At 42.2% G+C, this 26,499-nt stretch carries 16 protein-coding genes; 7 read left to right on the top strand and 9 right to left on the bottom strand.

The annotated features are described in order from the left end of the window. Nucleotides 1-13: 13 nt before the first annotated feature. The gene (locus JWQ85_RS09645) at nt 14-3,034 is read right to left on the bottom strand and encodes a SusC/RagA family TonB-linked outer membrane protein (RefSeq protein WP_299467335.1); all 3,021 of its coding nucleotides are present in this window, start codon (nt 3,032-3,034) and stop codon (nt 14-16) included. 237 nt (nt 3,035-3,271) lie between these two features. On the opposite strand from JWQ85_RS09645, the gene JWQ85_RS09640 reads away from it, so the two are divergent. Continuing rightward, nucleotides 3,272-5,641: a glycoside hydrolase family 127 protein gene (locus tag JWQ85_RS09640; RefSeq protein ID WP_299467333.1), complete on the top strand. Its 2,370-nt coding sequence runs from the start codon at nt 3,272-3,274 to the stop codon at nt 5,639-5,641. A 37-nt stretch (nt 5,642-5,678) separates the two neighbouring features. On the opposite strand, the gene JWQ85_RS09635 is transcribed toward JWQ85_RS09640, so the two are convergent. From JWQ85_RS09635 to JWQ85_RS09615, 5 genes are all read right to left on the bottom strand, one after another. Then, complete coding sequence (locus JWQ85_RS09635; protein WP_299467331.1) at nt 5,679-6,452, bottom strand: alpha/beta hydrolase; 774 nt, start codon at nt 6,450-6,452, stop codon at nt 5,679-5,681. 88 nt (nt 6,453-6,540) lie between these two features. Then, nucleotides 6,541-7,956, bottom strand: coding sequence for a glycoside hydrolase family 30 beta sandwich domain-containing protein (locus JWQ85_RS09630; protein ID WP_299467329.1), 1,416 nt, complete (start codon nt 7,954-7,956; stop codon nt 6,541-6,543). A 70-nt stretch (nt 7,957-8,026) separates the two neighbouring features. Further along, nucleotides 8,027-9,502: a RagB/SusD family nutrient uptake outer membrane protein gene (locus JWQ85_RS09625; RefSeq protein WP_299467327.1), complete on the bottom strand. Its 1,476-nt coding sequence runs from the start codon at nt 9,500-9,502 to the stop codon at nt 8,027-8,029. A gap of 11 nt (nt 9,503-9,513) precedes the next feature. Continuing rightward, the gene (locus tag JWQ85_RS09620) at nt 9,514-12,468 is read right to left on the bottom strand and encodes a TonB-dependent receptor (RefSeq protein ID WP_299467325.1); all 2,955 of its coding nucleotides are present in this window, start codon (nt 12,466-12,468) and stop codon (nt 9,514-9,516) included. 309 nt (nt 12,469-12,777) lie between these two features. After that, the gene (locus JWQ85_RS09615; RefSeq protein ID WP_299467323.1) at nt 12,778-14,670 is read right to left on the bottom strand and encodes a 7TM diverse intracellular signaling domain-containing protein; all 1,893 of its coding nucleotides are present in this window, start codon (nt 14,668-14,670) and stop codon (nt 12,778-12,780) included. Nucleotides 14,671-14,962: 292 nt separating this feature from the next. On the opposite strand from JWQ85_RS09615, the gene JWQ85_RS09610 reads away from it, so the two are divergent. The 5 genes from JWQ85_RS09610 (at nt 14,963) to JWQ85_RS09590 (ending at nt 20,630) form a co-directional block, all read left to right on the top strand. After that, nucleotides 14,963-15,376: a response regulator gene (locus tag JWQ85_RS09610; protein ID WP_299467321.1), complete on the top strand. Its 414-nt coding sequence runs from the start codon at nt 14,963-14,965 to the stop codon at nt 15,374-15,376. 124 nt (nt 15,377-15,500) lie between these two features. Then, nucleotides 15,501-17,012: an ATP-binding protein gene (locus JWQ85_RS09605; RefSeq protein ID WP_299467319.1), complete on the top strand. Its 1,512-nt coding sequence runs from the start codon at nt 15,501-15,503 to the stop codon at nt 17,010-17,012. A gap of 150 nt (nt 17,013-17,162) precedes the next feature. Further along, nucleotides 17,163-18,341: a metallophosphoesterase gene (locus tag JWQ85_RS09600; protein WP_299467317.1), complete on the top strand. Its 1,179-nt coding sequence runs from the start codon at nt 17,163-17,165 to the stop codon at nt 18,339-18,341. A 247-nt stretch (nt 18,342-18,588) separates the two neighbouring features. Continuing rightward, nucleotides 18,589-20,448, top strand: a complete 1,860-nt coding sequence (locus tag JWQ85_RS09595) for a tetratricopeptide repeat-containing sensor histidine kinase (RefSeq protein WP_299467315.1) — start codon at nt 18,589-18,591, stop codon at nt 20,446-20,448. Nucleotides 20,449-20,492: 44 nt separating this feature from the next. Further along, complete coding sequence (locus JWQ85_RS09590) at nt 20,493-20,630, top strand: hypothetical protein (RefSeq protein ID WP_299467313.1); 138 nt, start codon at nt 20,493-20,495, stop codon at nt 20,628-20,630. Between the two features lie 2 nt (nt 20,631-20,632). Here JWQ85_RS09590 and JWQ85_RS09585 read toward each other — a convergent pair whose 3' ends face one another. Next, nucleotides 20,633-21,775 (bottom strand): NAD(P)/FAD-dependent oxidoreductase, encoded by a 1,143-nt coding sequence (locus JWQ85_RS09585; protein WP_299467311.1) that lies wholly within the window; start codon nt 21,773-21,775, stop codon nt 20,633-20,635. Between the two features lie 194 nt (nt 21,776-21,969). Here JWQ85_RS09585 and JWQ85_RS09580 point away from each other — a divergent pair, with 194 nt between their 5' ends. After that, entirely contained in the window at nt 21,970-25,110 is a 3,141-nt protein-coding gene (locus JWQ85_RS09580) for an AsmA family protein (protein WP_299467309.1), read from the top strand. A 117-nt stretch (nt 25,111-25,227) separates the two neighbouring features. Here JWQ85_RS09580 and JWQ85_RS09575 read toward each other — a convergent pair whose 3' ends face one another. Together JWQ85_RS09575 and JWQ85_RS09570 are read right to left on the bottom strand one after the other, a co-directional pair. Further along, nucleotides 25,228-25,812 carry a fasciclin domain-containing protein gene (locus JWQ85_RS09575; RefSeq protein WP_299467307.1) on the bottom strand — a complete coding sequence of 195 codons (585 nt, stop codon included), beginning with the start codon at nt 25,810-25,812 and terminating at the stop codon, nt 25,228-25,230. 217 nt (nt 25,813-26,029) lie between these two features. Beyond that, on the bottom strand, nt 26,030-26,383 hold the full coding sequence (locus JWQ85_RS09570; RefSeq protein ID WP_299467305.1) for a helix-turn-helix domain-containing protein: 354 nt from the start codon (nt 26,381-26,383) through the stop codon (nt 26,030-26,032). Between the last annotated feature and the right edge of the window lie 116 nt (nt 26,384-26,499).

The raw sequence follows: 26,499 nt of genomic DNA, 5'->3' as shown, positions 1-26,499 counted from the left end.
AATAAGCAAAAGCTTATAAGGTGAACTTAATATTAAAATCGATTGACCTTGATGTTGGTGTGGAGAAGGAATAGATTCCCTGCGATCCGTTTGCTGCCCCAAACGAACTTACTTCGGGGTCGCCGCCGGTAAAGTGCGGTGCATGTATCCACAAGTTACGACCCGTAACACCTACCGAGGCCGATTTGAAAGGCGTTTTAGCTAACCACGACGGCTTAAAGCTATAACCAATGCTTACATTACGTAACTTAATATAACTGCCATCCTGAATCACAGATTCCAGCACACCATTAATACGTTGGTAATAGGCCTGCCCGTTAACAGATACTGTATTTGGCTGGCCGGTTGTAGCATTGATACCGTCAATAACACGCGGCCCCCTATTTTCTGTTACCTTAGGTGTTCCATAAAAATAGCCATATCCGTCAACATTATTTTGGATATCGCCACCCTGTTTAACATCAAAGAAGAAGCTTAATGAAAATTGTTTATACCTGATATTGTTGTTCATACCACCAAGCCAATCTGGGTTTATGTTACCAACAATTCCCTGTTCTGCATCAGCAAACGGCAATCCGGTATCATCAGTTAGCAATTTGCCCTGGTCATTACGTGCGTAACGTGTACCGAAGATAACCCCATAAGGCTGATCTACGATAATAGATGTAAAGCCATTGCTAAGTTGTTTTTGATCCTGGTAAATAGCAAGCACCTTGTTGCGGATCCGTGTAAAGTTTAAGGTAAAGTCCCAACGGAAATCCTGCGTTTTAACCGGGGTAGCGTTCAATAACACTTCGATACCCCTGTTACGCATTTTAGCAGAGTTTACACTGGTAGCGCTATAGCCGGTTGACGGCGCGATAGCTACATTCGGGATGATCCCATCAATGGTTTGCTTATTAAAATAGGAAGCTTCTAAACTGATACGGTTATTAAAAAAGCCTGCCTCAAAACCAACTTCAAATTCGTTGATCCTTTCGCTTTTAAGAGTGGCATTAGCAAGCGTATTACTTATTAAGAACCCCGCCTGCCCGCTATATGGGAAAGCTATATTCCGGATAGTTTGCTTATCATAAGCCGTTGATAAATTATAGGCGCCTATGCTGCCGTCGTTACCCACAGTACCGTAAGACACCCTCACTTTACCCAGGTTCATTATTTGCTTAAAGCTATCAGAAAAAAATTCTGAGAATATGAAACTGGTTGCTGCCGAGCCGTATGGATAAAAGTTTTTATCGGTTGATAGTACCGAGTTTCCATCATATCTGCCGGTAAGGGATAATACCAGGAAGCGTTTATAATCTACAGATGATTGCAGATAAAACCCAACTTTACGCTGTAGGTAGGATGCTTCGCTATAAGTAACCGACGATGCTGAGCTCATGTTATATAAACCCGGTACGGTTAATCCCACGCCGTTAGCATATGTATTTTCTGAGTATGACGAGATGATGTTATTTCCCAATAACACATCTATATTAAAATCGCCGGCTTGTTTGTTGGCGCTAATAATTAAGTCGTTATTGATTTGCCTGAAGGTGTTGTTATAATCAACCAAACGCCCGTTTGGATTAGATACCGATTGGGTAGACTCGCGGTACCTTGCCATTTCTGTGTACACATCTGCCCCAAAGCGCTCGGTGATTGTAAGCCATTTTAAAGGCTTGTAATCTGCCGTAAATGTTGGCAGGAACCTGTTTACTGATGATGTATTTTTGATATTGTCAAGCACCCAATAAGGGTTATTACGCGAAAACCGATACAAACGCTGCGTACCATCAGGATTGGTAGAAGGCTGCATATCGTAGGATATAGGCGCCGAAAATATTGTCCAAACCGGGCTTTCAAGGGCGTATCCTTCCGGCATCCTGTCGTTTTTCGAGTTAGCGTAATTCAGCTGGAACGTGGTATGCAAATTCGGAAGGATCTCTGCCCCATATTTGGCAAATATGGTGTTCCTTTTAAAAGATGTTGTAGGTACTGTTCCGTCCTGTGTAAGGTTTGAATAAGATATTAAGTAGGTAGATGCGGCACCGCCGCCATTTATACTTACCGTATTATTATAAGTATGCCCTGTTCTAAAAAACAAATCGGACTGGTTATACTTTTTGGCAGGTTGCCCGTTAATTACCAGCGTATCCATCAGGGCTCCCCATGAGGTACTTGTTTTTTGGTTTTCACCATCAAAATAAGCGCCGTTGGTTCCCAACGAGTATTTGCTTTGTATTTGTGGCAACAAAGGTTTCTCGAACGAAAAATCGGATGAAACGTTAATGGTTGCTTTTTTATTTAGCCCTCCATTTTTGGTGGTAATAATAACAACGCCATTGGCCCCTTTAGAGCCGTATAATGCTGTTGCAGCAGCACCCTTTAATACGTTTATGTTATCAATTATCGAAGGGTCGATATCTGCCAGCCTGTTAGTTCCCGGGCCCGAATTAAGGTTACCCGTTTCCGAATTGTCAACCGGCACACCATCAATTACCATAAGCGGCTGGTTTTCGCCAAAAAAGGATGACCCGCCACGTATAACTATCCTTGAAGAGCTCCCCGGCGTGCCAGATGAACTTGTTACCTGCACACCAGAAACTTTGCCTGCAATAGCATTGACCAGGTTGGGTTCTTTTGTTTGTGTAAGTTGCTCGCCTTTTATTTCTTGTGTACTGTAAGTAAGGTTTCGCTTCTCTCGCTTCACACCTAATGCCGTTACTACAACCTCGCCCAGGGCCTGCCTGTCTGCAGCTAAGGTTATAACCAAATTGGTTTCGTTGGTTACGTTTATATTCTTAGTGGTGTAGCCTATAAAACTTATAATTAATGTCGACGGACGGTTATAGCTTATCGAAAAGCTTCCGTCTGCCGCGCTGCTTACCGCATTTGTGGTTCCTTTTACTTTGATTGTAGCACCGGGCACAGGTGCATTATCATCATCAAGTATTTTACCTCGCAGCTGTGTGGTTTGTGCGTATACCGTTCCTGTAAATGTACAGCATAGTATAAGACACGCAAATTTGAGTAGCCATTTAAAATCCATATCCAGTTATTTTAGGGGTTAATAAAACTTTAGGATAAAGATATTGGCATTGCCAACCGGGAGTTAGCCGTAATTTGCTCAGTAATAGCAATATATTAACAACAGTTAATATATTACCCAAGCTGCATTACATATAAATGAGTTAAAATCCGGGTATCAATAGCCAATTATGATACAGTAGTGATATGTTATTTACTCTAATTTTACCTCACTCATTCACTTGCTTACAAAACTATTATGCTGAAGAAAAGATTACTATTGGTGCCCTGCTATATACTTATTATTATAGGTACTGCTAATGATATAAATGCCCAGAATTATGTTCCGGAGTTTAATGACGCACGTATCAAGGTAAAAATGGCCACCCCAATAAAAGCTTACAGCTTTAATTTAAACCAGGTGCAATTGCTTAACGGGCCTTTTAAAACTGCCATGAAAGCTGATGAAGCTTACCTGCTATCAATTAACCCTGACAGGTTGCTCTCTGATTTTCGCTCGCATTCGGGGTTAAAGCCTAAAGGCGCTAAGTATGAAGGTTGGGAATCATCCGGATTGGCCGGCCACACCCTGGGGCATTATATGTCTGCCATAGCTATGCACTATGCATCTACAGGTGATGCAGAATTTTTAAAACGAGCAAATTACATAGTGAGCGAACTTGATGAGTGCCAAAAAGTACGCAAAACAGGCTATATAGGGGCCATTCCTAAAGAAGATACCATTTGGGCCGAAGTTGCCGCGGGCGAGATCCGTTCGCGCGGGTTTGACCTTAACGGCGGGTGGTCGCCCTGGTATACGGTACATAAGGTTCTCGCAGGCCTGCTGGATGTTTACTTATATTGTGGTAATAAACAGGCATTAATAATAAGCGAAGGTTTAGCCAACTGGACAGGCGAAACCATCAAAAACCTGAATGATGAACAACTGCAGAAAATGCTATTCTGCGAATATGGCGGCATGGCCGAAACATTTGTAAATCTATACGCCTTTACGGGCAATAAAAAGTATCTTGATCTGTCATATAAATTCTACGATAACCGGATACTTGACCCGCTGGCCGAAAAACAGGATGTATTACCGGGCAAACACTCTAATACACAAATACCTAAAGTTATTGCCAGCGCCCGCAGATATGAACTCACCGGGGATAAAAAAGACCAGGTTATTGCCAACTTTTTTTGGGAAACCGTTGTGAACAACCACTCGTACGTTACCGGCGGTAACAGCAATTACGAATACCTGGGCGAGCCACGCAAGCTTAACGATAAACTCACCGAAAACACTACCGAAACCTGTAATACCTATAACATGCTAAAACTTACCCGCCACTTATTCGCGGTTAACCCCTCTGCAGGTTTAATGGACTATTACGAAAAAGCGCTTTATAACCATATACTCGCCTCGCAAAACCATGACGATGGCATGATGTGCTATTTTGTGCCTTTGCGTATGGGCGGTAAAAAGGAATACAGTTCGCCGTTTACCTCCTTTACCTGCTGTGTAGGTTCGGGTATGGAGAACCATGTAAAGTATAACGAGAGTATTTATTTCCGCGGTAGCGATGGCAGCTTATACGTTAATTTATTCATCCCATCGGTGCTTAACTGGAAGGATAAAGGCATCAGCATTAAACAGGAAACTACCCTGCCCCAAAGCGATAAGATCACTTTTACTATTGGCGTAACAAAGCCTATAAAACTTGCTATTCGCATCCGCCAACCAAAATGGACCACCGGTTCGGTGCTTAAAGTAAACGGCAAAACACTCCAGGTAAGTAAGGATAGTGCCGGTTACCTTGTAGTAAACCGTACCTGGAAAAATAACGACCTGATTGAATTTACTGTTCCTGAAAGTATTTATACAGAATCAATGCCTGATAATGCTAACCGCCGCGCGCTGTTTTACGGCCCGGTTTTGTTAGCCGGCGTTTTGGGCGATACCGAACCCGATCCTTTAAAAGGTGTACCTGTATTTGTAACCAGCGAAACTGACCCTAACAAGTGGCTGCAGATGGTTGATAAAAGCCAGCTGAGCTTCCGTACGGCTAATATTGCCCCGCCTGCCGATGTTAAATTAATACCCTTCAATCAAACTAAAAATGAGTATTACTCTGTTTACTGGGATGTATTTTCGCCTGATGCCTGGGTGGTGCAACAAAAAGCGTATGACGAAGCCCGAAAAAAAGCCCGGGAGCTGGAAGCCCGCACTACCGATATTTTACGTGTAGGAGAAATGCAGCCCGAACGCGACCATAACTTTACCGGCGAAAAGATCATTAATGGTGAAGACCATCAGCGTAAATGGCGCTCTACTAACGAGGGGGGCTTTATTACCTTTGATATGAAGACTGATGCCAACGAAAAAAACACACTGATCAACACCTACTGGGGTATGGATAACCGCGGCCGTGTTTTTGATATACTTATCGATAACGTAAAGCTAACTACCGAGGACCTGAACAAGTATAAAGAAAGCCGTTTTTATGATATCTCATACGAAATACCAATCGAGCTAACTAAAGGAAAGAACAAGGTCAGCATAAAATTATTACCTAAACAAGGCAACAGCGCCGGCCCGGTTTATGGCATACGCATGGTAAAAAATTAAATATAAGATCTACCGAAGCGCTAACATGGCTGCAATGCTATTTAGAGCTTCCGGTTGCTGCTTCAATAATTAAACGGGCAACCTCTGTGGGGTGCGACATAAATACAGAATGGCTTGCCCCCTCTATTTCTGTGGTATGGCTGCCGGCACGTTTGGCATACATCCTTTCCAGGTCGGGGTTAATAATGCGGTCGGCTTTAGCCACCATATACCAGCTGGGTTTAGTTCGCCAGGCTGGGTTTTGAATTATGGCATGAAAAACCTGGTCGGCTGTTGGCATCTGCGCATTGGCCATAAACTCCGCTTGTTCTTTAGGAATGTCGCCCGCGAAATCAGCAGGAAACTGCGCCGGGCCTATGTAATCGAACCCGTTAGCCGGCTTTTGCAGGGATTTGTAAGCCGAAGGCATACGCTTACCATTGTCTGCTTCGGATTCGCCCTTATCCGGCGCATGTGCTGCTATATAAACCAACCCCACCACATGCGGGTCATTACCGGCTTCGGTTATTAAACCTCCGCCATAACTATGACCGACTAAAATACAGGGGCCGTTTTGAAGGTCTAATATACGTTTTACGGCCGCCAAATCGGCATCAAAAGAGGTTAAAGGCTGCTGTACAACGCTCACATGGTAACCTTTACTCACCAAGATCTCGTAAACCGGCCTCCATCCGGAACCATCTACAAATGCGCCGTGTACCAATACGATATTTTTAACCGGAGCAGCCTGCTGTGTGTAGGCTACTGATGATGTAAATAAAGCGGCAATTGCTATACTTACAGCCATGGTTATACGGGCTATGTTTTTCATGATATATGAATTTATGTTAATTTTTAAGCTATACCATTCTCGCAGTATTTTTAATCAGTTGCCGATTTACCTCAACAGAAGAAACAGGTTACCAAACAAAACTGCCCACAGCGCCTGCACCCAGTTCGTAAGCAACTGCTTTGCCCTTATCACTAATATTAAATGAGCCTTTATTTTTGCCGTTATTTATGACGATCAATACCTTTTTGCCCTGCGGCGTGCGGAAAGCAACGTTAACAAAATCGCCGCTGATGTTTGATGCAATGCGTACCGAACCCTGAGGCACAAATTTTGAAGCATGGCCAATAATATAATACGCAACATTGCGGGTAATATTATTTTCTACAGTGATAGCGCCCAAACATTCTGTGCAGCCACCGGGTGTATGCGGCGAATAGCTTGCATCTGCGGCTAAGTTCCATTCCAGTACATTGCGCGACCAGTTGCGTGTAGCGCCTATAATAAGCTGATTAATGTGCCAGTTTAAATTGCTTGCAAAATCGCCCGGGGCGCCTACCCATTGTTCCGTGAAATAGATATTCTTATCCGGATAGGCATTGTGTACTTCTGTAAGTGCTTCAATCTTTCCACCATATAAGTGAAATGCCGAGCCGTCTACGTATTTCCGGGCTTCCGGATCTTTTAAAATATCCAAAGGATAATCCGGGCGGTCGGCATTGTGATCATAAGTAATGATCTTGGTTTTAACGCCTTCCGCTTTAAATGTGGGGCCCAGATTGGTTTTTATAAACTCTGCTTGCTGTGCCGCTTCAATTACCATACTTGGGTTATTTTTGGGGTTAAGCGGTTCGTTTTGCGGTGTAATCGCATCTATGTTGATGTGCTCCGCTTTCATCAGCTGGATATACTTTGTGAGGTATTGCGCGTAAACCTGGTAATATTCCGGTTTTAGATATCCACCTTTTGATGACTCATTGGTTTTCATCCATGACGGCGCTGTCCATGGGCTACCTAATATTTTAATGCGAGGATTAACAGCTAAGATCTCCTTTAACAGCGAAATAACGTCAGCATCCTTTGCTAAGCTAAACTTGCTTAGTTTAACATCCGTTTGGCCCGCAGGGACATCATCATAAGTAAAAACCTCGCTGTTAAGGTCAGATGCGCCAATACTGATGCGAAGATAACTTACGCCAATGCCATTTCCTTTGGTCGAAAAAAGCTCGTTTAGCAAATGTTTCCTGGCCTGTAGTGGCAATTTATTTATAAGCACGGCACTGCCCCCGGTAAGTGTAAAGCCAAAGCCATCTATCTGTTGGTATTTTTGGCTTTCATCTATAGTAATGGTGGGATAGTTATTATTTACCCTGCTAAAAGCTAGCGGTGTAGCCTGTTTCTCCAATAAAGCCGACCTATCGGGCTTGGTGAGCCAGACAGTTACTTTTGAAGATTTCAATGGTTTACGCGCCGCTTTTTCCTGCGCCTGAATAGCCCCACTGCTAAAAGCGGTAAGCAGTAGTATGGTTACAAATATTGATTTCAAGGTAAGAGTGGTTTTAATTTTGTAATAAATTTAATATAAAAAAGGCGGGAATGCCTTCCCGCCTTTTTTATTAATACCCGGGATTTTGTGTTAAAGCCGGATTACGGTTAAGTTCTGTCTGCGGAATTGGCAACAACTCCTTCTGAGCTGTCATGTTATAATTTACTTTTTGGCCGGTAATCAGGTTGGTTTCGTTCAAGGCATTCATTACCGTTTCTGCCCTGCCGTACCTTACCAGGTCATCCCAGCGCTGGCCTTCTTGTGCAAATTCTAAGCGTCGTTCTTTTTCAATAGCAAGGGCCATTGCAGATTGCGTTGCCGCAGGCGTAATTCCTAAGCCCGCACGTGTGCGGATCTTGTTTACTTCGGTAGCGGCTTCACCAGTACGGCCAAGCGCATTTAAAGCCTCTGCTTTTAGTAAAATAATATCTGCTAATCGTAGCATATATTGCCTGCTGGTACTGTTACCGTTTACCAGGTTACGTTGTTTGTATGGGAAAGGGATAACACCGTTAACAGTTGCAGACCAATATTCATCAACCCAGGGGGCTGCTTCAAAAAGCATGGTTTGGTTTTTACGAACCACATCGCCTTCGCTGTCAAACGCGTTGGCCAGATCTTTTGATGGGGTTATAAATTTCCTCCAGGTGGTACTTGTTATAGATGGCGGCAATAATAATGATGGCGACCAGTTGCCTATAGTTGTACCATTGAACTGTGCTTCCAGTATCGACTCTGAGTTGTTATAATGGTTATTGTCGAACAGATCGCTATAGCTCACCAGTGCATAACCGGCAGGGCTGCTTATTACCGCATCGGCGTAAGTAAGCACTTTATTGTAATCACGATCTGGCTTTTGTGCGTATACCTTTGCCAATAACGCGTTGGCCGCACCTTTGGTTGCACGGGCTTTGTTCACACTTGCATCGCCATAAGTATCCGGCAATACGCCCGCGGCATCTGTAAGATCGGCGATGATCTGGTTGTATACATCGGCCACAGAAGCACGTGGTACATTAATATCGGCCGGATCAGTAGTAGTTACCGGTGCTATAACCAGTGGCACACCGCCCCAGTTTTTAACCAGTTGAAAATAGTGATAAGCACGCAGAAATTTGGCCTCGCCTACTATCTGCGCCTTGCGGTCCGCAGCTAAGCTGGGGTCGGTAATTAATGGCACACGCTGAATAACCGTATTTGCCTTCAATATCCCATTGTAAAGGTTGCTCCAGTCGCCATATACTTTACTATTAGTGGCAGTTAACGTAAGGTTATCGTACTGAAAGAAATCGGGGTTATCACCACCTGCATAATGGTTATCAGACCTTACATCGCTTGTGTAAATATTATCCCAGATGTAGTAATCTGATGATACAAAAGTGTTGTAAGCACCCGCTAAGGCTGCTTCTGCCTGTGATGCGGTATTGTATGAGTTGTTAACCGTAGCATCGGATATAGGCTGCAGGTCGAGCGATTTTTTACAGGATGCTGCACTAACCACCAGTGAGGCAGCCAGGGCGTATCTAAAAATATATTTTGTTGTCATTTTTTTACGTATTAAAAAGAAGCGTTTAAACCAAAAATCAAGTTCCTTGTTTGTGGATAGGTTCCGTAATCTATACCAAAACCACCGTTTGTATTTGCAGAACTACCTGATGTAAATGCATTTACTTCGGGGTCAAATCCGGAATACTTGGTAAATGTGAACAGGTTTTCGCCGGTTGCATAAAACCTGATGCTGGCCAGCCTTAATTTTGCTGCAATTGTTTTAGGCAAATTGTAGCTCAACGTGGCTGTTTTCACCCTCAGGTATGATCCATTCTCCACAAAGCGGGTTGAGATCCTTGAGTTATCGGTATTGTTTACAGATGCTTTAGGGATATCGGTGATCTGGCCTGGTGTGGTCCAGCGGCGTAATACCGCGGTCGATTGATTTTGCGGGCCTGTCATACCTTCCGTTTCAATACGGGTAGCGTTAAATATATCGTTACCCTGCGAACCTTGCAGGAACACCGTAAAGCTGAAATCTTTGTAGCTGAATGTGTTGGTTAAACCGTAAATAAAATCGGGATTGGGGTTACCAATAATGGTACGGTCATCTGCAGTTGGGCTGCTACTCTTCTCACCACTTTTTGTAAGGTATAATGCATTTCCTGTTTGCGGATCAACACCTTCGTAAACGTATCCATAAAATACACCAAGCGGCTTTCCTTCGGTTACTAACGAAGCCTCGCTGCGCCCGGCAATGGTATTTAAGAAATACTGCTGACCATAAAGAGCGGTAACATTATTACGGTTAAATGAAATATTGAAATCTGTACTCCATTGGAAATCTTTTTGCACGATATTTTTTGAGCTTACTAAAAATTCCAGACCCTTGTTACGCAGTGTACCTATATTTTTCAGTGCAAAATCAAACCCTGTTGATCTTGGTACCGGGTAAGTTTGTAACAGGTCTTTTGTGTCTTTTATATAAGCATCCGCAGAAAAGGTAAGCCGGTTGTTTAAAACGGTCAAGTCAATACCAATGTTGGTTTGCTTGGTTTGTTCCCATTTAAGGTTCCTGTTTTCAATTGAAGATGGGTAATTACCCGGCTGGATATTACCACCGATAATGTAATTTGCACCGCTGCCTACGCCACCTAAGTAAGAGTAATAATTAGTAGTGCTTATTTGATCATTACCTACTATACCGTAACCTGCTCTTAATTTCAGGTCGTTAATGGCAGTAACATCTTTCAGGAAGCTTTCTTCAGATAGTCTCCAACCTGCCGAGAACGACGGGAAATAACCCCAACGTGTATTTGGCCCAAACACCGATGAAGCATCGGCGCGGAAGTTGGCAGTGAACAGGTATTTGCCTGCATAATCATAATTAACACGGCCAATAATGGAGTTGTTAAATTTCTCGGACTTGTTATTATAAGCCGAACCTATAACCGAACCGGCATTAGTTGTTGGGATGGTATTACCAGAGAAACCGGTAGTTTGGATGTATGTATTCTCGTAACGGTATTTCTGTGCAACAAAACCACCCAAAATGTTAAAGTTATGTTTACCTAATTTTTTGGTGTAGGTTAAGGTATTATCAGAGATCCAGTAATTGGTTAAGTTGGTCTCGTTACGTGCAATACCATTGTTTTGGCGGCCGTATGAAGTTAAATACGGATCAAGGAAATAATCGCTTACCGCATTAATGTAATCAATACCCAGGCTGCTTCTGAACTTTAAATCAGGTGTGAATTTTATTTCGCCGTAAGCGTTACCCAATAAACGTTGGTTTTTATACGGCCTTGTTGAACCATAAAGGCTGGCCAGTGGGTTTTCCCATTGCTGGAAAGGGTTAGCGGTATAAGTGCCATCGGCATTAAATATGCCGATGTTTGGCGGCGTAGTTAACGCACCTAACAAAACACCTCCGCCGTTAACGTTGGTATCATCGGTAATGCTTACATCGTTGTAACGGGTATAAGCAACATTGGTACCTACGGTTAACCAATTATTTACTTTTTGATCAAGGTTTACTTTAAAATTGGCACGTGCCATTTCCGAGCTTTGAACTACACCCAATTGCTTTGCATAGCCACCTGATATGTAATAGCTGGTACCCTCATTTTTGCCCGATATAGCTAACTGGTAGTTTTGTGATGAACCTGATCTGAAGATCTCATCCTGCCAATCGTTGTTTGCAGTATATTTTGTCCAGTCGGTGCTGTAACCTAATTCTGTAGCCAGTTGGTGGTACTGATCGGCGTTTAGTACATCAAGTTTTTTCCTTACAGATGCAAAGCCGTAGTAAGCAGAGAATTCAACCTTAGGTTTTGCGGTGGTACCACGTTTGGTAGTGATCAAAACAACACCGTTTGCACCCTGCGCACCATATATAGCTGCAGACGAAGCATCTTTTAGTACAGATATGCTTTCGATATCAGCCGGATTTAGTGAACGGGTGTCTTGAGCAGGCACGCCATCGATAACGTATAACGGGCTGCTTCCTGCGTTAATGGAGTTTGTACCACGTATTTTGATACTTAGGGTTGCCGATGGGCTACCAGATGGCGATACCACCTGTACACCGGCTGTTTTACCTTCAATCAGGTTACCAATTTGGGTATTCGGTCGTTGATCGAGATCCTTTTTCCCAATAACTGATACAGCGCCTGTAATATCGCCTTTGCGCTGTGTACCGTAACCTACAACAACAACCTCGTTAAGGGCTCTGTTACCTTCGGCAAGTACAATGTTAATTTCTGTCTGTCCGGATACCGGTTGCTCCTTAGTGGCGAAACCGATATAGGAAAAGATCAATGTGCTGTTAGATGCGGTACTGATACTGAAAGCCCCGTTGGCATCTGTTGCGACGCCGGCATCACTATCTTTTACCCTAACACTTACGCCTGGAAGGGTCTCCCCCTTCTGGTCTTTTACTGTACCTTTTACGGTAATGTTTTGCCCATAGGCAAAAACAGTAGCCAATAAAAACGCACAGAATAAAGTAATTCGTTTTTGCATAATTTTTTGAATTGGTTTGTGAAACTTGGTTTCATTACTGCAGAGAGTGCATATAATGATGAGACAAATTTGAATGCAATACTTCTTATTAGCAAGTCAAATAAGCAGATAATTATCTGATAAATAACACGTTACGAAACGTTTGATACGGATAGACGCCGTTGTTTGAAACAGAAAATATGTACTGATAATCAAGGGATAAAGTAATAGCCAAAGCCTTTGGCCATTAGCATAACGATACGCATAAACACCCTCGTTGTGGCTCAAAATTGTTACAATACCATGGCAATATGGGCAACTTACCCGGTGCTATTCGAGCACTAATTTGCTCCACCCTTCTTTAGTTGCCCGCTTTAACTCTTTCTTTTTATCGTCCATTAGCTTTTTGATCTTAGTACTGTAAGACCAGCAAGTGCCTTGTCTGATGTTTAATATCCCGGATAGTTTATGCGAGGAGATCTTCCCTTTGCTGGAGTACATCAGGAACAACAGATAAAAAGCTTTGGTAATGGGTATCCGTGAGTGTTGAAAAATGGTATGGGCAATTACAGACTCATCGTAATCGCATTTAGCACAACGCCGGCTGTAAGGGGTATGCCCGGCAAACCAATGATCATTACCGCATTTGCGGCAGGTGTAACTATCGGCCCATTTCAGGTTGGCCAGGTAGGCAAAACAGCTTTCGTTATCCGGATAGATCTTACTGAACTCCTCAAAGTCTACCTCTTCCGACATAATGCGCGATCGGGTAACCTCCACCACACTGGTATGCAGCTCTTCATTATCTTTTTCCAGCAGCACATTCATCCTCGAGATCTCTTCGGCCTGCTTAACTAATATCTCGTTATTTTGGGCGAGCGCGAGGTTTTGCGCTTCCACAACCGCGCTTTTCTCCTGTAATTCCCTTGTGCGCAGGTCTACCAGGTGCCCCAATTCTTTATTCAACGTATGTTGCAAATCCCGGCTTTTTTTCATCTCGGTTATCATGCGCCTTTGGGCTTTTTCTTTGGTACGCTTAAGCCCGCTTACCTGCGCCGCGATTGCCAGCGACAGAAAAATCATTTCTGCAATAAAACTAATGGTGAGGCTGTAATAGGTGATGGCACCAAAGTTTAGCCAGTCTAAATGCAGCATGATCAGAATTTTGTAAGTGAAACCGAAGCACAGACAGCCATAACCTATCACAAAATAAAACGCGGGTCGATAGCCTTTTAAATACACCACAACACCGGTACTAAAAGCCAGCAAGAGCGGTATGAACTCTATAAATTTATAATTGAATAAGCTTCTGTTAAATACAAAGCAGAAAAAGAAGAAGGCTATCCTTACTATTATAGTGGTCACTATAACCTTATCTAAAAGCGGGGCATTTGTTCGGGTATGCAGCAGCGCACGGGTAAAAAGCAAACAAAATGTGCTTATTAGGCATAGCGCTATGGCAAAGGCATACTGGTTAAACGCGGGGTTGGAAGGCCACAGGTATTGAAACGCCAGCCCATCGGTACACATCTCATATAAGCCTATGCTAAACAAGTAAAGCATATAATACAGGTATTGCCTTAACCTTACCGCAGCAAACATGAGCAGGTTATAAAACCCGAAGATCAGGATCATACCGTAAAATATCCCAAATGAGAAATACTCATCGTTTGCATACTGCACAAACCAATTGACAGACCGGAGCACAACAATGATATCTGCTGTTTGGTGAGACCTTGTCCTGAAGTAGTACACGCCCTCGCCATTAAATTGCTTTATTGGGATCTCAAAGTTTTTGTGTCTGAATTCGCGGCTTCTAAAATCCTCGGCATCGCCCAAACGTTTAATGGTATAGCCCCCTTTGCCATTGGGCAGGTACGCGGTTATATGGTCAATAGTTTGATCAAAAAACTCCAGTAACCATTCCTTATCGGTGGCCGTTTGGTGGGCAATTTTTATCCGGTACCAGTAAACGCCGTCAAGCCGGGTATTTTGAGGGGTACTGGTTGCGCTGGCTTTAAAGCGCTTGTTAAAGGCAGGACTTATTACCTGGCCGAAAGACAGGCTACCACCGGGATCTTCTAATCTTTCAATTTCTTTAAAAGTAAAAATGTGCTGCTCCGTTTGATCATCAATGGCTACGCGCTGTTGAGCATGGGCAAAACCCGGCGTAAGTAGGTAAAGAAAAAACCATACGGAGACGTAACGAAAAACAAAATCCATTTAACAAAGGCGATATAAAAGAAACCCGCAAATATCCGTTTTATTGCCTTAAACCTGTCGTTTTTTACTGTCAGTTAATCGCAAGCTTTTAACCGGTTCGCTCTTTTTCCCTTTTTTCTGATGGCTATTCAGTACAGTCGGGCGTTGTTTTTGTTACAACTGCAAGGGCCAAAAGCTTATACAGGAGCGTTATTATTCTTATTTGTGTAACAACTTACAAGAATAAAATATTTTACCACTTACTGGAGCGGTTATTGTACCTTATTGATTTTCAGATACTAATATTCAACCTATGTGCAAGCTGGTAATGATTGATGACAACCCGATGGAACACCTGATTATGCAGAGATTGTTTGATCGCTACGATCTGTTTCCCCGTGCATCGCACGCGTTGGGCGGGCAGATAATAATTGACTTTTTAAATGAAAACCGGACAAATACTGTAGAGCTGCCTGATATTATATTTTTAGACCTTAATATGCCGGGATTTAGCGGCTGGAATTTCCTGGAACAATTTGAGCGGTTGTATCTCTCTTTTAAAAAATATATAGGCATTTATATTCTATCCTCTTCTATATGTCCCGAGGAAAAATTAAGAGCAAAACAATATTCATTTGTAAGGGATTTTATATCGAAACCCATTAAAAAAGACAGGTTAGAATTGTTATATGCCACCCATTTAAAAATCACCCGACTGGCTGGTTAATGCCTGTTGAAGCGAAACTTATTAAAAATTTAGAAATTTTAAAGAGTATCATTGCACAATACCTATTCCTTAAACTAAGCAACTTAAATCATCTTTATTAGATCCGGCTTGTTCGGCAACCATTATGGATACAAAGAATTTAGCCCATCAGCTCGTTATTGCTCAACAGGAAAAAGAAAAACTGGCGGCCGAATTAGACCTCGCTAACATTGAGCTTGACTTTCAGAATAAAGAGAAAGGGAAACTGGCAGCAGAACTGATCGTTGCTAATATAGAACTGGATTTTCAGAACGAAGAAAAAATGCAGCGCGCCAGGGAGTTGACCGTTGCGAACAAGGAACTGGATTTTCAAAATGAGGAGAAGGCAAAGCGGGCCGCCGAACTCATTATAGCTAATAAAGAACTGGTTTATCAAAATTCTGAAAAAGAAAAACGGGCAGCAGAACTGGTTATTGCTTATACCCAACTGGATATACAAAACCGCGAGCGGGAAAAACGCGCCGCCGAACTGATATTAGCCAATACGGAGCTGATCTTTCAAAATGAGGAAAAGGAAAAGCGGGCCGCCGAACTCATTATAGCTAACAAAGAACTGGTTTTACAAAACCGGTTAAAGGAAAAGCTGGCTGCCGAACTAATAGTCGCTAATAAAGAACTCATTTTTCAAAATTTGGAAAAGGAAAGGCGGGCAACAGAACTTATCATTGCTAATAAAGAACTGGTTTATCAAAACCAGGAAAAAGGAAAGCGTGCGGCCGAACTTATCATCGCCAATATTGAACTCGATTTTCAGGATGAGGAAAAAGAAAAACGCGCTGCCGAGTTAATTATAGCACTTAAAGAACTTGACTTTCAGGATGAGGAAAGAGGCAAACGTGCCGCCGAGCTGATCATTGCCAATCGGGAAGTGCTGATTCAAAAACAAGAGAAAGAAAGAAGGGCTGCAGCAGAAGCAAAAAAAGATGAGTTTTTTAATATGGTTAGTCATGAATTTAAGACGCCGCTAACCAATATTAAAGCCATTAACCAGCTCATGCAGCAAAAAACAGATAAAGATCATAAAACTTATCCTTTTATTGTGAATGCCAACCATAGCATTAAACGCCTGGAAAAACTGATAGAGGATCTGTTAGACGTTACCAAGATCAATTCCGGGCAAATAGACCTTAATATTGCTGCATTCTATTTCTCAGACGCGCTTACCAACAGCATTTCTAACATACAACTCATCTCGGATAAACACGAGATCCTGCTCGAAAATTCTATCGACATTTTGTATGCGGGCGATCAGTTCAGGATAGAACAGGTACTGATCAACTTGTTGAATAACGCCATTAAATATTCCCCTAATGCGAACCGGGTTATGGTAAATGCAAAAATTGAAGCCGGGCACATTGTAGTAGAGGTGCAGGATTTTGGAATAGGTATAGCCAAGGAAGATATCGATCAATTGTTCCAGCGTTTTTATAGGGTAAGCAAAACGGCTATGAATTACCAGGGAGTAGGATTGGGATTGTATATCGCATCCGAGATCATTAAAAAACATAATGGGAGTTTTACCATCAAAAGTGAACCGGAAAAAGGCAGCGTTTTTTATATTAGCCTGCCATTAAATCATTCTGGCGGTTATAATTAACCAAGCCTTGTTCTAACCTTATTAACCAAGTTATGTTCTATCCTTACCAAATATATTTTGCTTTGATCTGCATTATTTAAAATAATTAGGCCGCTTAATCGTCTATTTGTATAGCGGTCAAAACAATTTATCTTTAGGCCTGCATTAATAATGGGAAAGCGCTTACCTTTTATGCTGTTTGTTTGGTTCGTAGCCGATATTTATTTCTTTGAGGCGGTTCAAACACTTACAGCAAACGAAATTATACTACATGCTTATTGGCTGGGAGATATCTTGTTGGTGGTAGGCTTTATCTACCTCATAGGTTTGCGTAGTGCCAAACAGTCACCGGCCAACCTCATTACCTGGCTAATGGCGCTAACGCTGCTTACTATTGTCCCCAAAATTTTCGCCTTTCCAATACTGTTTCTGGAGGATATTACAAGGTTCTTTCGGCATTTCCCACCCAGGGAGATATGGGTTAGTGCATTAGCGGTTTTTGTGGCAGCCGTACCTTTTTTCAGCCTTATTTATGGAATGAGCGGCGGTAGGCATCATTATAAGGTACACCGGACAATGCTGGAATTTCCTGATTTGCCCCAGGCTTTTGACGGTTTTACCATCACCCAATTATCTGATATTCATGCAGGTAGTTTTACCAGCAAAAGTGGCGTGGAAAAAGGTATTGCTTTAGTTAATAAACAAAAGAGTGACCTGTTACTGTTTACCGGGGATATGGTAAATAACAAGGCGGACGAAATGGATCCCTGGAAAGATACCTTTTCAAAATTAACAGCTCCTTTTGGCAAATATTCGGTTTTAGGCAATCATGATTATGGCGACTACATTAAGTGGGGCAGCAAACAAGCTAAATATGCCAACCTTAACCGCCTAAAAAAGGTACAGCAGGAAATTGGTTTTAATTTGTTGTTAAATGAGGCGGTTAAGATTGAAAAAGGCGGGCAATCCATTGCCCTTATCGGTGTAGAGAACTGGGGCAAGGGCGGCTTTCATAAATATGGCAGCCTAACCAAAGCGGCAGAGAATGTGCCGGATGATGCATTCAAGATCTTAATGTCGCATGACCCTTCGCACTGGGAAGCGAAAACGCTGGAGCATTTAAAGCATATCCATCTGGCGCTGGCCGGGCATACGCACGGCATGCAATTCGGCATCGAACTCTTCGGCTTTCAATGGAGCCCTGTTAAATACATTTACCCGCAATGGGCCGGCCTATATGAGCAAAATGGGAAATACCTATATGTTAACCGGGGTTTCGGTTTTTTAGGTTTCAAGGGCCGCCTGGGTATCTGGCCAGAGATCACGGTGATCACTTTGAAAAAGGCATAATTTGTGGTTCCTTTAATGCTTAAATGATCAGCACTAAAATCAATACGTTCCGGCAAATGATATGGTGCGCACACTACTTGCCAACACCCTCTGTATGTGCAAATAAACACAACTCTGTTTGTCAGTTTTCGTATACCCCGCAATAAATATTCTTATTTGTCTTTTACAGCTTCGACGCATTGTATCATTAGTATTTCTTATTAAATTGGACTACGCTGATGTGTATCTTAGATTAAGATAATTTTCTATGGGAAAAAAGCCTATACTATGTGCCTTATTGATAATGTTGTGTGCTGTTTGTGATGCTCAAACAGAGAATATTAGAAAACTACAGCAACAATTACCATTTATACATGATAGCTTACGCTATGTGGATGCTTTGAACAGGCTGGGCATGCTATCATACGAAGAAAATGTAGATACCACCCTATTTTATACAGAAAAGGCCCGCGCAATTGCCGACAGGCTGGTGTATCCCCGCGGCATGGCCGATGCCGCTAATAATCTGGGTATAGTTTATGATATGAAAGGTAACCTGCAGCTGGCAATGCGGTATTATAATGATGCCCGCATCCGTTACCTTGCCCTGCATGATTCGGCCAATGTGGTGCAAACTCTTATAAATATTGCAATGGTGTATCAGGAAATGGGTAACGATCAAAAAGCGATCCTTCATTATAAGCAGGCCGTTGACCAGGGCCGCCAGCTAAGGCAAGACTCTATAATGTCGTTAGTTTATTATGATTATGTGCTGCAATATCCTGATAGTATCCCCAAAGATTCGGTACAGGTGTACATTGACAGGGCCCGGAAAATTGGCCTTAAGTATAAGGATAGCCGTTTATTATTGGCTGTTGACCAGTTAATTGCCCGTAACTATATCAAGAATAATGAGCAAGCCAAGGGTATAGCATTATTAAAACAGACCCTTTCTAAAACACTCGCTTACAACCTTTATTATCTTTCGCTGGACCTGCTCACCAATCTGGGCGATTTTTACGCCCCTACCGATTCGGCTATGGCTGTTAATTATTACCTGCAGGGATTAGAAATTACACGGAAAAAGAATTATATCATTTATACCGAGCATTTTACCCGGATACTGTACAATTTTTATAGCGCAAAAAACGATAATGCCGCCGCTTTTAATTACAGTAAACAACTGGTAGCCCTGCATGACGAGCAGCAAAAGATGAGCAGTAACTCGGGGGTGGATTATATAGAATACGCGCTGAAAGACCAGCAATTAAACTCGGCCCGTACGCAGTCAAAATACCAGATGCTATTTTTGTTTTTGGCTGTGTTATTATGTATAATGACCTTCATTATCATTATTATATTATGGCGTAGCCGCAAACGATCGCAAAAAATAGCGCAAGCATTAAGGGTGCAGTTTGAGCAGTCGGAATCTACCATGGAAGCCTTGGAACTGATGAACAAGGATTATGCCCGGGTAATTAAAATTGTAGCACATGACCTGCGTAACCCAATAGGTGCCATTAATACCATTACAGCCATGCTGCAACCCGATGAAACTTTGACGGCAGAAACGCGTGAATTAATTGAACTGGTGCAGGTTTCGAGCAAAAATTGTTTGGAACTTATCAATGAACTGCTGGAAACTGATCTTGATCAGCAGCAAAATTTAAAAAAGGAGAAAGTAAACCTTAACGAACTGCTGGAGCAATGTACACGCCTGCTTAGTTTTATGGCGCTGGATAAAGACCAGGAGGTAATTTTAAACAGCAATGCGCCGGATGTTATACATGCTGATTATGAAAAGCTATGGCGTGTGATGAATAATCTTATCATTAATGCCATAAAATTTAGCCCGACAGGCAGTGAAATACATATTGATGCCGGGCAATTGAACAATGAGGTAGTGATAGCCGTAACAGATACAGGCATGGGCATACCGGCCAATTTACAAAACAAAATATTTGATCCGTTCACTTCTGCCAGGCGGCAAGGCACACATAACGAGCAGCCAATTGGTTTAGGTTTGTATATCAGCAAACAAATTATAGAGGCACATCATGGAAAAATATGGTTTGAAAGCGATGCCGGTAAAGGAACCGTGTTTTATGTAAGCTTACCGATGGATTAGATAGTGCAGTAATTAAATGATCTTATTCTTTAACTCCTTATACCTTGACCGGCCAATGGGATTATGTATTAGCCCAAACCAACAACCCTAATGCTGCCCGTCACCGTTTAACCTTTGTATACAGCCTTAACCTTAAAGAGAGCCAGGCTGTACGGCAGGCTAAAAACGGCAACAGGAATTAAGCTTAACTTATCACATTCATCATAAACTCAATCGCCCCTTCAGCGTGCAATGCCTCTGTTGATTGCAGGGTCATATCCGCAGTTTCCGAAGCTCTTTTGCGCATACGGGTTTCGTATGTGGCGATGGCCGATAGGGTATCCGGGTAGTTTTTGTTAAGCAGGAATTGGCTTAGCTCTAAAGCATCAAGCATAGCCATATTTACGCCCTCGCCCGCATACGGGGGCATTAGGTGGGCGGCATCGCCAAGCATAGTAAGGTTTGGCAATGCTTCCCATGTTTGATCTAAGGGCATACAATATTGCGGACGGGGTACAAAATGGGTGCTCGCATTTTCAAATAGCTCATCCCAGATCTCGCCCCAGCCTGCATACTCGGTTTTAAACCATGCCAGTACCTGTACTTTGTCGGTAAAATCTATCCCGCATTCGCGTGTCCAGTTTTCGTTCTTTTTAAAGCCGGGGTAAAACACCAAACTGCCATCCCCTTTCGAGCTTACTATTAATGATTTTGCATCATCCATGGCAAATATCTTTCCGCCGTTTAATAGTTTGTGTATCCCGGGGCATGCTACTTCCGAATTATAAACGGCCCCCTCTACCGCAGTAACCCCGGCATAAAAGGGTTTAATAGGCGTTATATAAGGGCGAACCTTTGAGTTTGCACCATCTGCCGCTATCACGATATCAGCTAATGCTGTTGTGCCGTTCTTAAATTCTATCTCCCATCCATCATCATTTGGTTTAAGCGCCACAAATTGCCTGTCCCACACCACGGTACCGGGTTGTAAGGAATTAAGCAAGATATTTTGCAGGGGGCCGCGGTCAATTTCAGGCCTAAAGCGTTCGCCTTCTTTCTCCTCGTTATCTTCCAGCACAATATTCGCGTGCTTATCTACAATGCGCAACCTGTCTGCACCCGGGCGATAATTTGCCATAAAGGCGCTCATTAATCCTGCCGCGCGCAGTGCCGCCAAGCCCGATTCGTCATGCAGGTCTAATGTGGCGCCTTTTGCACGGGCATCTTTGTTTATATCGCGTTCGTAAACTTTTACCTCGGCACCATTCATTTGTAATAACCTTGCAAGGGTTAATCCGCCGGGACCTGCTCCTATTATGGCTATCTTTTTATCTTTAATTATGTTCATTGTTTTTGTATGTCCGATTAATAATATTTACCGCGCCTTTAGGTGCGCCTCTTATTGGCTAAGACGAACGAGTGCCTGTTATCTTTTAAATGTTAAATTAAATTTCCTTTAAGGCACATTATTAAATTGAATAAACAACCTACAGACATATTACAAATGCTTTTTATTGCAGTAATATATTTATCATTACCTTCATGACATCCTATTGCTTTATTATGCCACTACCCGTAAAAAAAATCCTGCTTAAAACATTTAAATTAGGCGCTATAACCATAGTTTCTTTATTGGCGCTAATGTTTTTGCTGCCTTATTTATTCCCGCAAACCGTAACGCAAAAAATAAAACAATGGGCAGGCGGCAGCATCAACGGTAAGCTTGCCTTTTCGGGTACGCATCTTTCCTTCTTTAAAAAATTCCCGGCGCTTACACTTACACTTAACGACTTTTCGTTAACCGGTAGCGCTCCTTTTGCAACTGATACGCTGGTTTCGGCCAAAGAGATCTCGCTGGCCATTGATCTGTCATCGGTATTAAAAAGCAAGATCAACATTAATAAAATATACCTTAACCAGGCATTAATTAATATACAGGTAGATAGAGCGGGCCGTGCAAATTATAACGTGTACAAATCAAAGGGTACAGAGCAAGATAACCCTGCAGATACCACCAGCGCTTCGTTAGGGATAGAGCAAATACTGGTAGAAGATAGCAGGCTGGTTTACAACGACCGGTCTATGCCCCTGCTTGTAAATGCCCGTGGCTTTAATTACAAAGGCAGCGGTGATCTAACAAAAGATGTTTTTGACCTGTACAGCCATACCGATGCTACATCGGTTGATTTTTATTACGGGAACAAACCCTACGTGCTCAATAAAAAAGTTAATGCAGATCTGGTTACCAGCATCAATACCAAATCGCTTGCCTTTGCTTTTCAAAAGAACAACCTGCTTATCAACCGTTTACCGGTAGCGTTTAAAGGCAAGTTCGAGTTTTTAAAAGATGGGTACGATATGGATTTCAGGATCATATCTGAACAAAATAACCTGAGCGATATTTTCACCGCCCTGCCCGCCGAATATGCCAAATATGTAGAAGGCACTGATATTAAAGGCACCGGTGTGATACAGATGAACCTTATTGGTAAGTACATCGCGGCAAAAAACATTATGCCCGATCTTAGCTTCAACCTAAAAGTGAGGAATGGCTATGTGGCCAATAAAAACACACCGGCGCCCGTCAAAAACCTGTATATTAATATGGATGCCAAGGTGCCCGGCCTAAACCCCGAAAACCTTGATATGAATATAGATTCGATATATTTTAATATCAATAAGGATTACTTTGGTTCGGTAATAAAAGTAAAGGGCCTAAAATCACCTGAAGTTTTCGCCAAGATCAACACAGAAATAGACCTCGAAAAATGGTATAAAGCCTTTGGTATAAAACCTTTCCAGGTAAAGGGCAGGTACAAGCTAAACCTGCTGACCGAAGGCAAATACAGCACCGGCATAAAAAAGACAGGCCTAAGGCAAAAAATTGATACCGTTATTACCAGCATCCCAAAATTTACGCTACGGTCATCCTTCCGTGATGGTTATGTAAAATATACCCGCCTGCCCGAAGCCGTTAAAAACATCCGATTTGATCTGAACGCCTATTGCCCCGACAATAACATTGCCCATGCCACTATGGATATGAGCAATATTAATGCAGAGGCATTGAACAACTATATAAAAGGCAGGCTTAAAATGAGCAATACCGCGGGTGCCTTAATTGATGCCGTTATCAATGCGAAATTTAACCTGGCGGATATCAAAAAATTCTACCCGGTTGATAGTTTGGATATGAAAGGCGACTTACTGGCCGAGGTACAAACCAAAGGCAGATATATCCCCGCCAAAAGGATATTTCCGGTCACAAAAGCCAATATTAACCTGCAAAATGGATACATATTAACTAAATATTATCCGCATCCGGTACAAAACTTAAACATTTGGGTTAATATCCTGAATAATACGGGCTCGTTAAAGGGGCTGAAAGTCGATGTCAAACCTATATCTTTCAAATTTGAGGACAAGCCTTTCACCCTTAAAGCCAACCTCAAAAACTTTGACGACCTCGACTATCGCATAACATCGCATGGTACTTTGGATATTGGTAAAATTTACCGGGTATTTGCCCTAAAAGGCTATAATGTAAAGGGGTATGTGCGCACTAATTTCTCTTTAAAAGGTAAACAAAGTGATGCCACCGCAGGCCGATACGATCAACTGACTAACTCGGGAACCCTGAAAGTGAAAGACATAGCCCTAAGCTCGGATCTGTTCCCTAAATCATTCCTGATCAGGACAGGCAATTTTAGTTTCAATCAGGATAAAATGAAGTTTGACCAGTTCAGGGCAGATTATGGCAAATCGGTGATTGTCCTAATTGGTTCACTATCAAACGTTATTAATTATGCTATCAAACCAAACTCTCCCCTAAAAGGCGAATTTGCGTTCACCAGCGATTTGATCCTTGCTGATGATTTTATGGCTTTTGCAGGCACAAGTACACCTGTAAAAACAAGCAAATCATCGGGTGTAATATTAGTACCCACCAATCTCGACCTTGCCTTTATGGCTAATGTTAAAAAGGTGAAATATAAGGGCCTTGATATTAATGATGCCAAGGGGCAAATGAATATCAATAACGGGCAAATAATACTTAAACAAGCGGGCTTTAATTTAATTGGCGCCCCGGTTGTTATGGATGCCACTTATGGCAGTTTAAGCCCTCAAAAGGCCTTTTTTGATTACCATATCGATGCCAAAGAGTTTGATATTCAACGCGCTTACCGCGAGGTAAAGCTATTTCATGATATGGCATCATCGGCAAAAAGTGTGCAGGGTATTGTTTCTTTAGATTACAAGTTAAGCGGCAAACTTAATGGAGATATGATGCCTGTTTATCCATCCTTAAAAGGCGGTGGTGTACTGTCGGTTAAGAAGGTTAAGCTGCGTGGTTTTAAACTATTTAGCGCTGTGGGTAAATCAACCGGGCGGGATAGCCTTGGTGCCGGTAAAGATGTTTCAAAAGTTGATATTAAAACCGCTATAGCCAATAATATTATCACCATAAATCGTACAACCATCAAGTTAGCTGGGTTTAGGCCACGCATTGAAGGCCAGGTAAACTTTAAAGGCGATCTGAACCTAAAATTTAGGTTGGGGCTGCCCCCGTTTGGTATTTTTGGTATCCCGATGACCATTACCGGTACCCAGGAAAAACCAAAGATTCACTTGGGTAAGGGTAAAAAACAGGATGAGCTAAAAGAGGAAAAGGAAGAAGAATAGACATCCAAATTATTGTTTTTAATGCCAATACACTGCAATTCAATATATACACTAACAAGACATAAACAACAAAAGCCCGGCATAACCGGGCTTTTGTTGTTATTAATGTAAGATAATTTACTTAGTAGGTGCTAAAACACCGTTGAGGCCGTTCACAACACCGTTGGCGCCTATCAGGTCGTATAAAACCACCTGGGCAGCATCACCTTTAGCATCAGCCAATTGCAGCTTCTTATCTGCCGTTACAGATAGGGTAAGCGTTTGCCCATCTAAAGTGGTTAATGTAGCCTTGCCTTTACCTGCATTTAATGCTTTAATGATATCGGCTTTAGCATATTTGCCGGTAACTACGTGGCCTTTTAATACGGTTGCCAATTTAGCCGGATCTTTCATTAAGCTATCCAGCTTTGCCTGTGGCAGGCTACTGAAAGCAACATTATTAGGTGCAAAAATTGTATAAGGGCCACCTGTTTTTAGTGTAGCTTCCAGCCCGGCTGCTTTTACTGCACTTAATGCTGTTGAATAATCGGCATTACTGGCTAAAGCGCCTACCACATCACTTGCTCCATCGGTTGCAGGTGTAGTGGTTGTAGTAGTTGTAGTGGTGGTTTTTTTAGTTGTATCCTGTACTTGCGCAAATACGCGGCTGGCCGTTAAATTTAAAATGACTAATGCGCCAACCATTAAAAGGGATTTTTTCATGCTGTTCATGTTTGAATTCAATTTATTATTTTGGTTAAAGCGTATATCTTTTATCTATATCGTAAATGTTTTAAGTGAATACCTGCCAACTATAACGCCAAAAGAAAGAAAATTGTTTATCAAGCAACAAACTTTCCATTTAAAACCTACTACATCGTCTTGCAAATCACTAATAATGAAACAATTGTATAAGATAAATTTTCAAATATTTTTTTGTTTACCTGCCGGTTTGTGCATAACCCCAACTTGCAATGGCGTTTAATACTGGTGTAAGGCTTTCTCCTACCTTGCTAAGTTTATAGGTTACAAAGGGAGGTACAACGGGCTCGGCTATACGTATCACCAGGTCATCTGTCTGTAATTGCTTAAGATGCTGAATCAGCATCTTTTCGGTAATTGTTGGGATAGCTTTTCTTAATTCGCTGTAACGTTTGGGGCCACTCATTAGCTGATACAGGATAATGGGTTTCCAATTCCCGCCTATCTTGTTCATTACATAGCTTACCGGGCAGGCGCTGATAGACATTTCCTTGTTTTCGTTTCTTGTCGAGCTTTCTTTAATGGCTGTCATTGATACATACTTTAGGGTAAGTACTTGTATAAAAGTAAGTACAAATATACCTTTGTATTCAACAAATCAAAAATAAAATTATCATGAAAATTACATTAACAGGTTCGTTAGGGAAC

This window comes from Mucilaginibacter sp. (genome assembly GCF_028288105.1).
Taxonomy (GTDB): domain Bacteria; phylum Bacteroidota; class Bacteroidia; order Sphingobacteriales; family Sphingobacteriaceae; genus Mucilaginibacter.
Note: the sequence above shows the minus strand (reverse complement) of the source record. Positions and strands in the feature narration are given on the sequence as shown.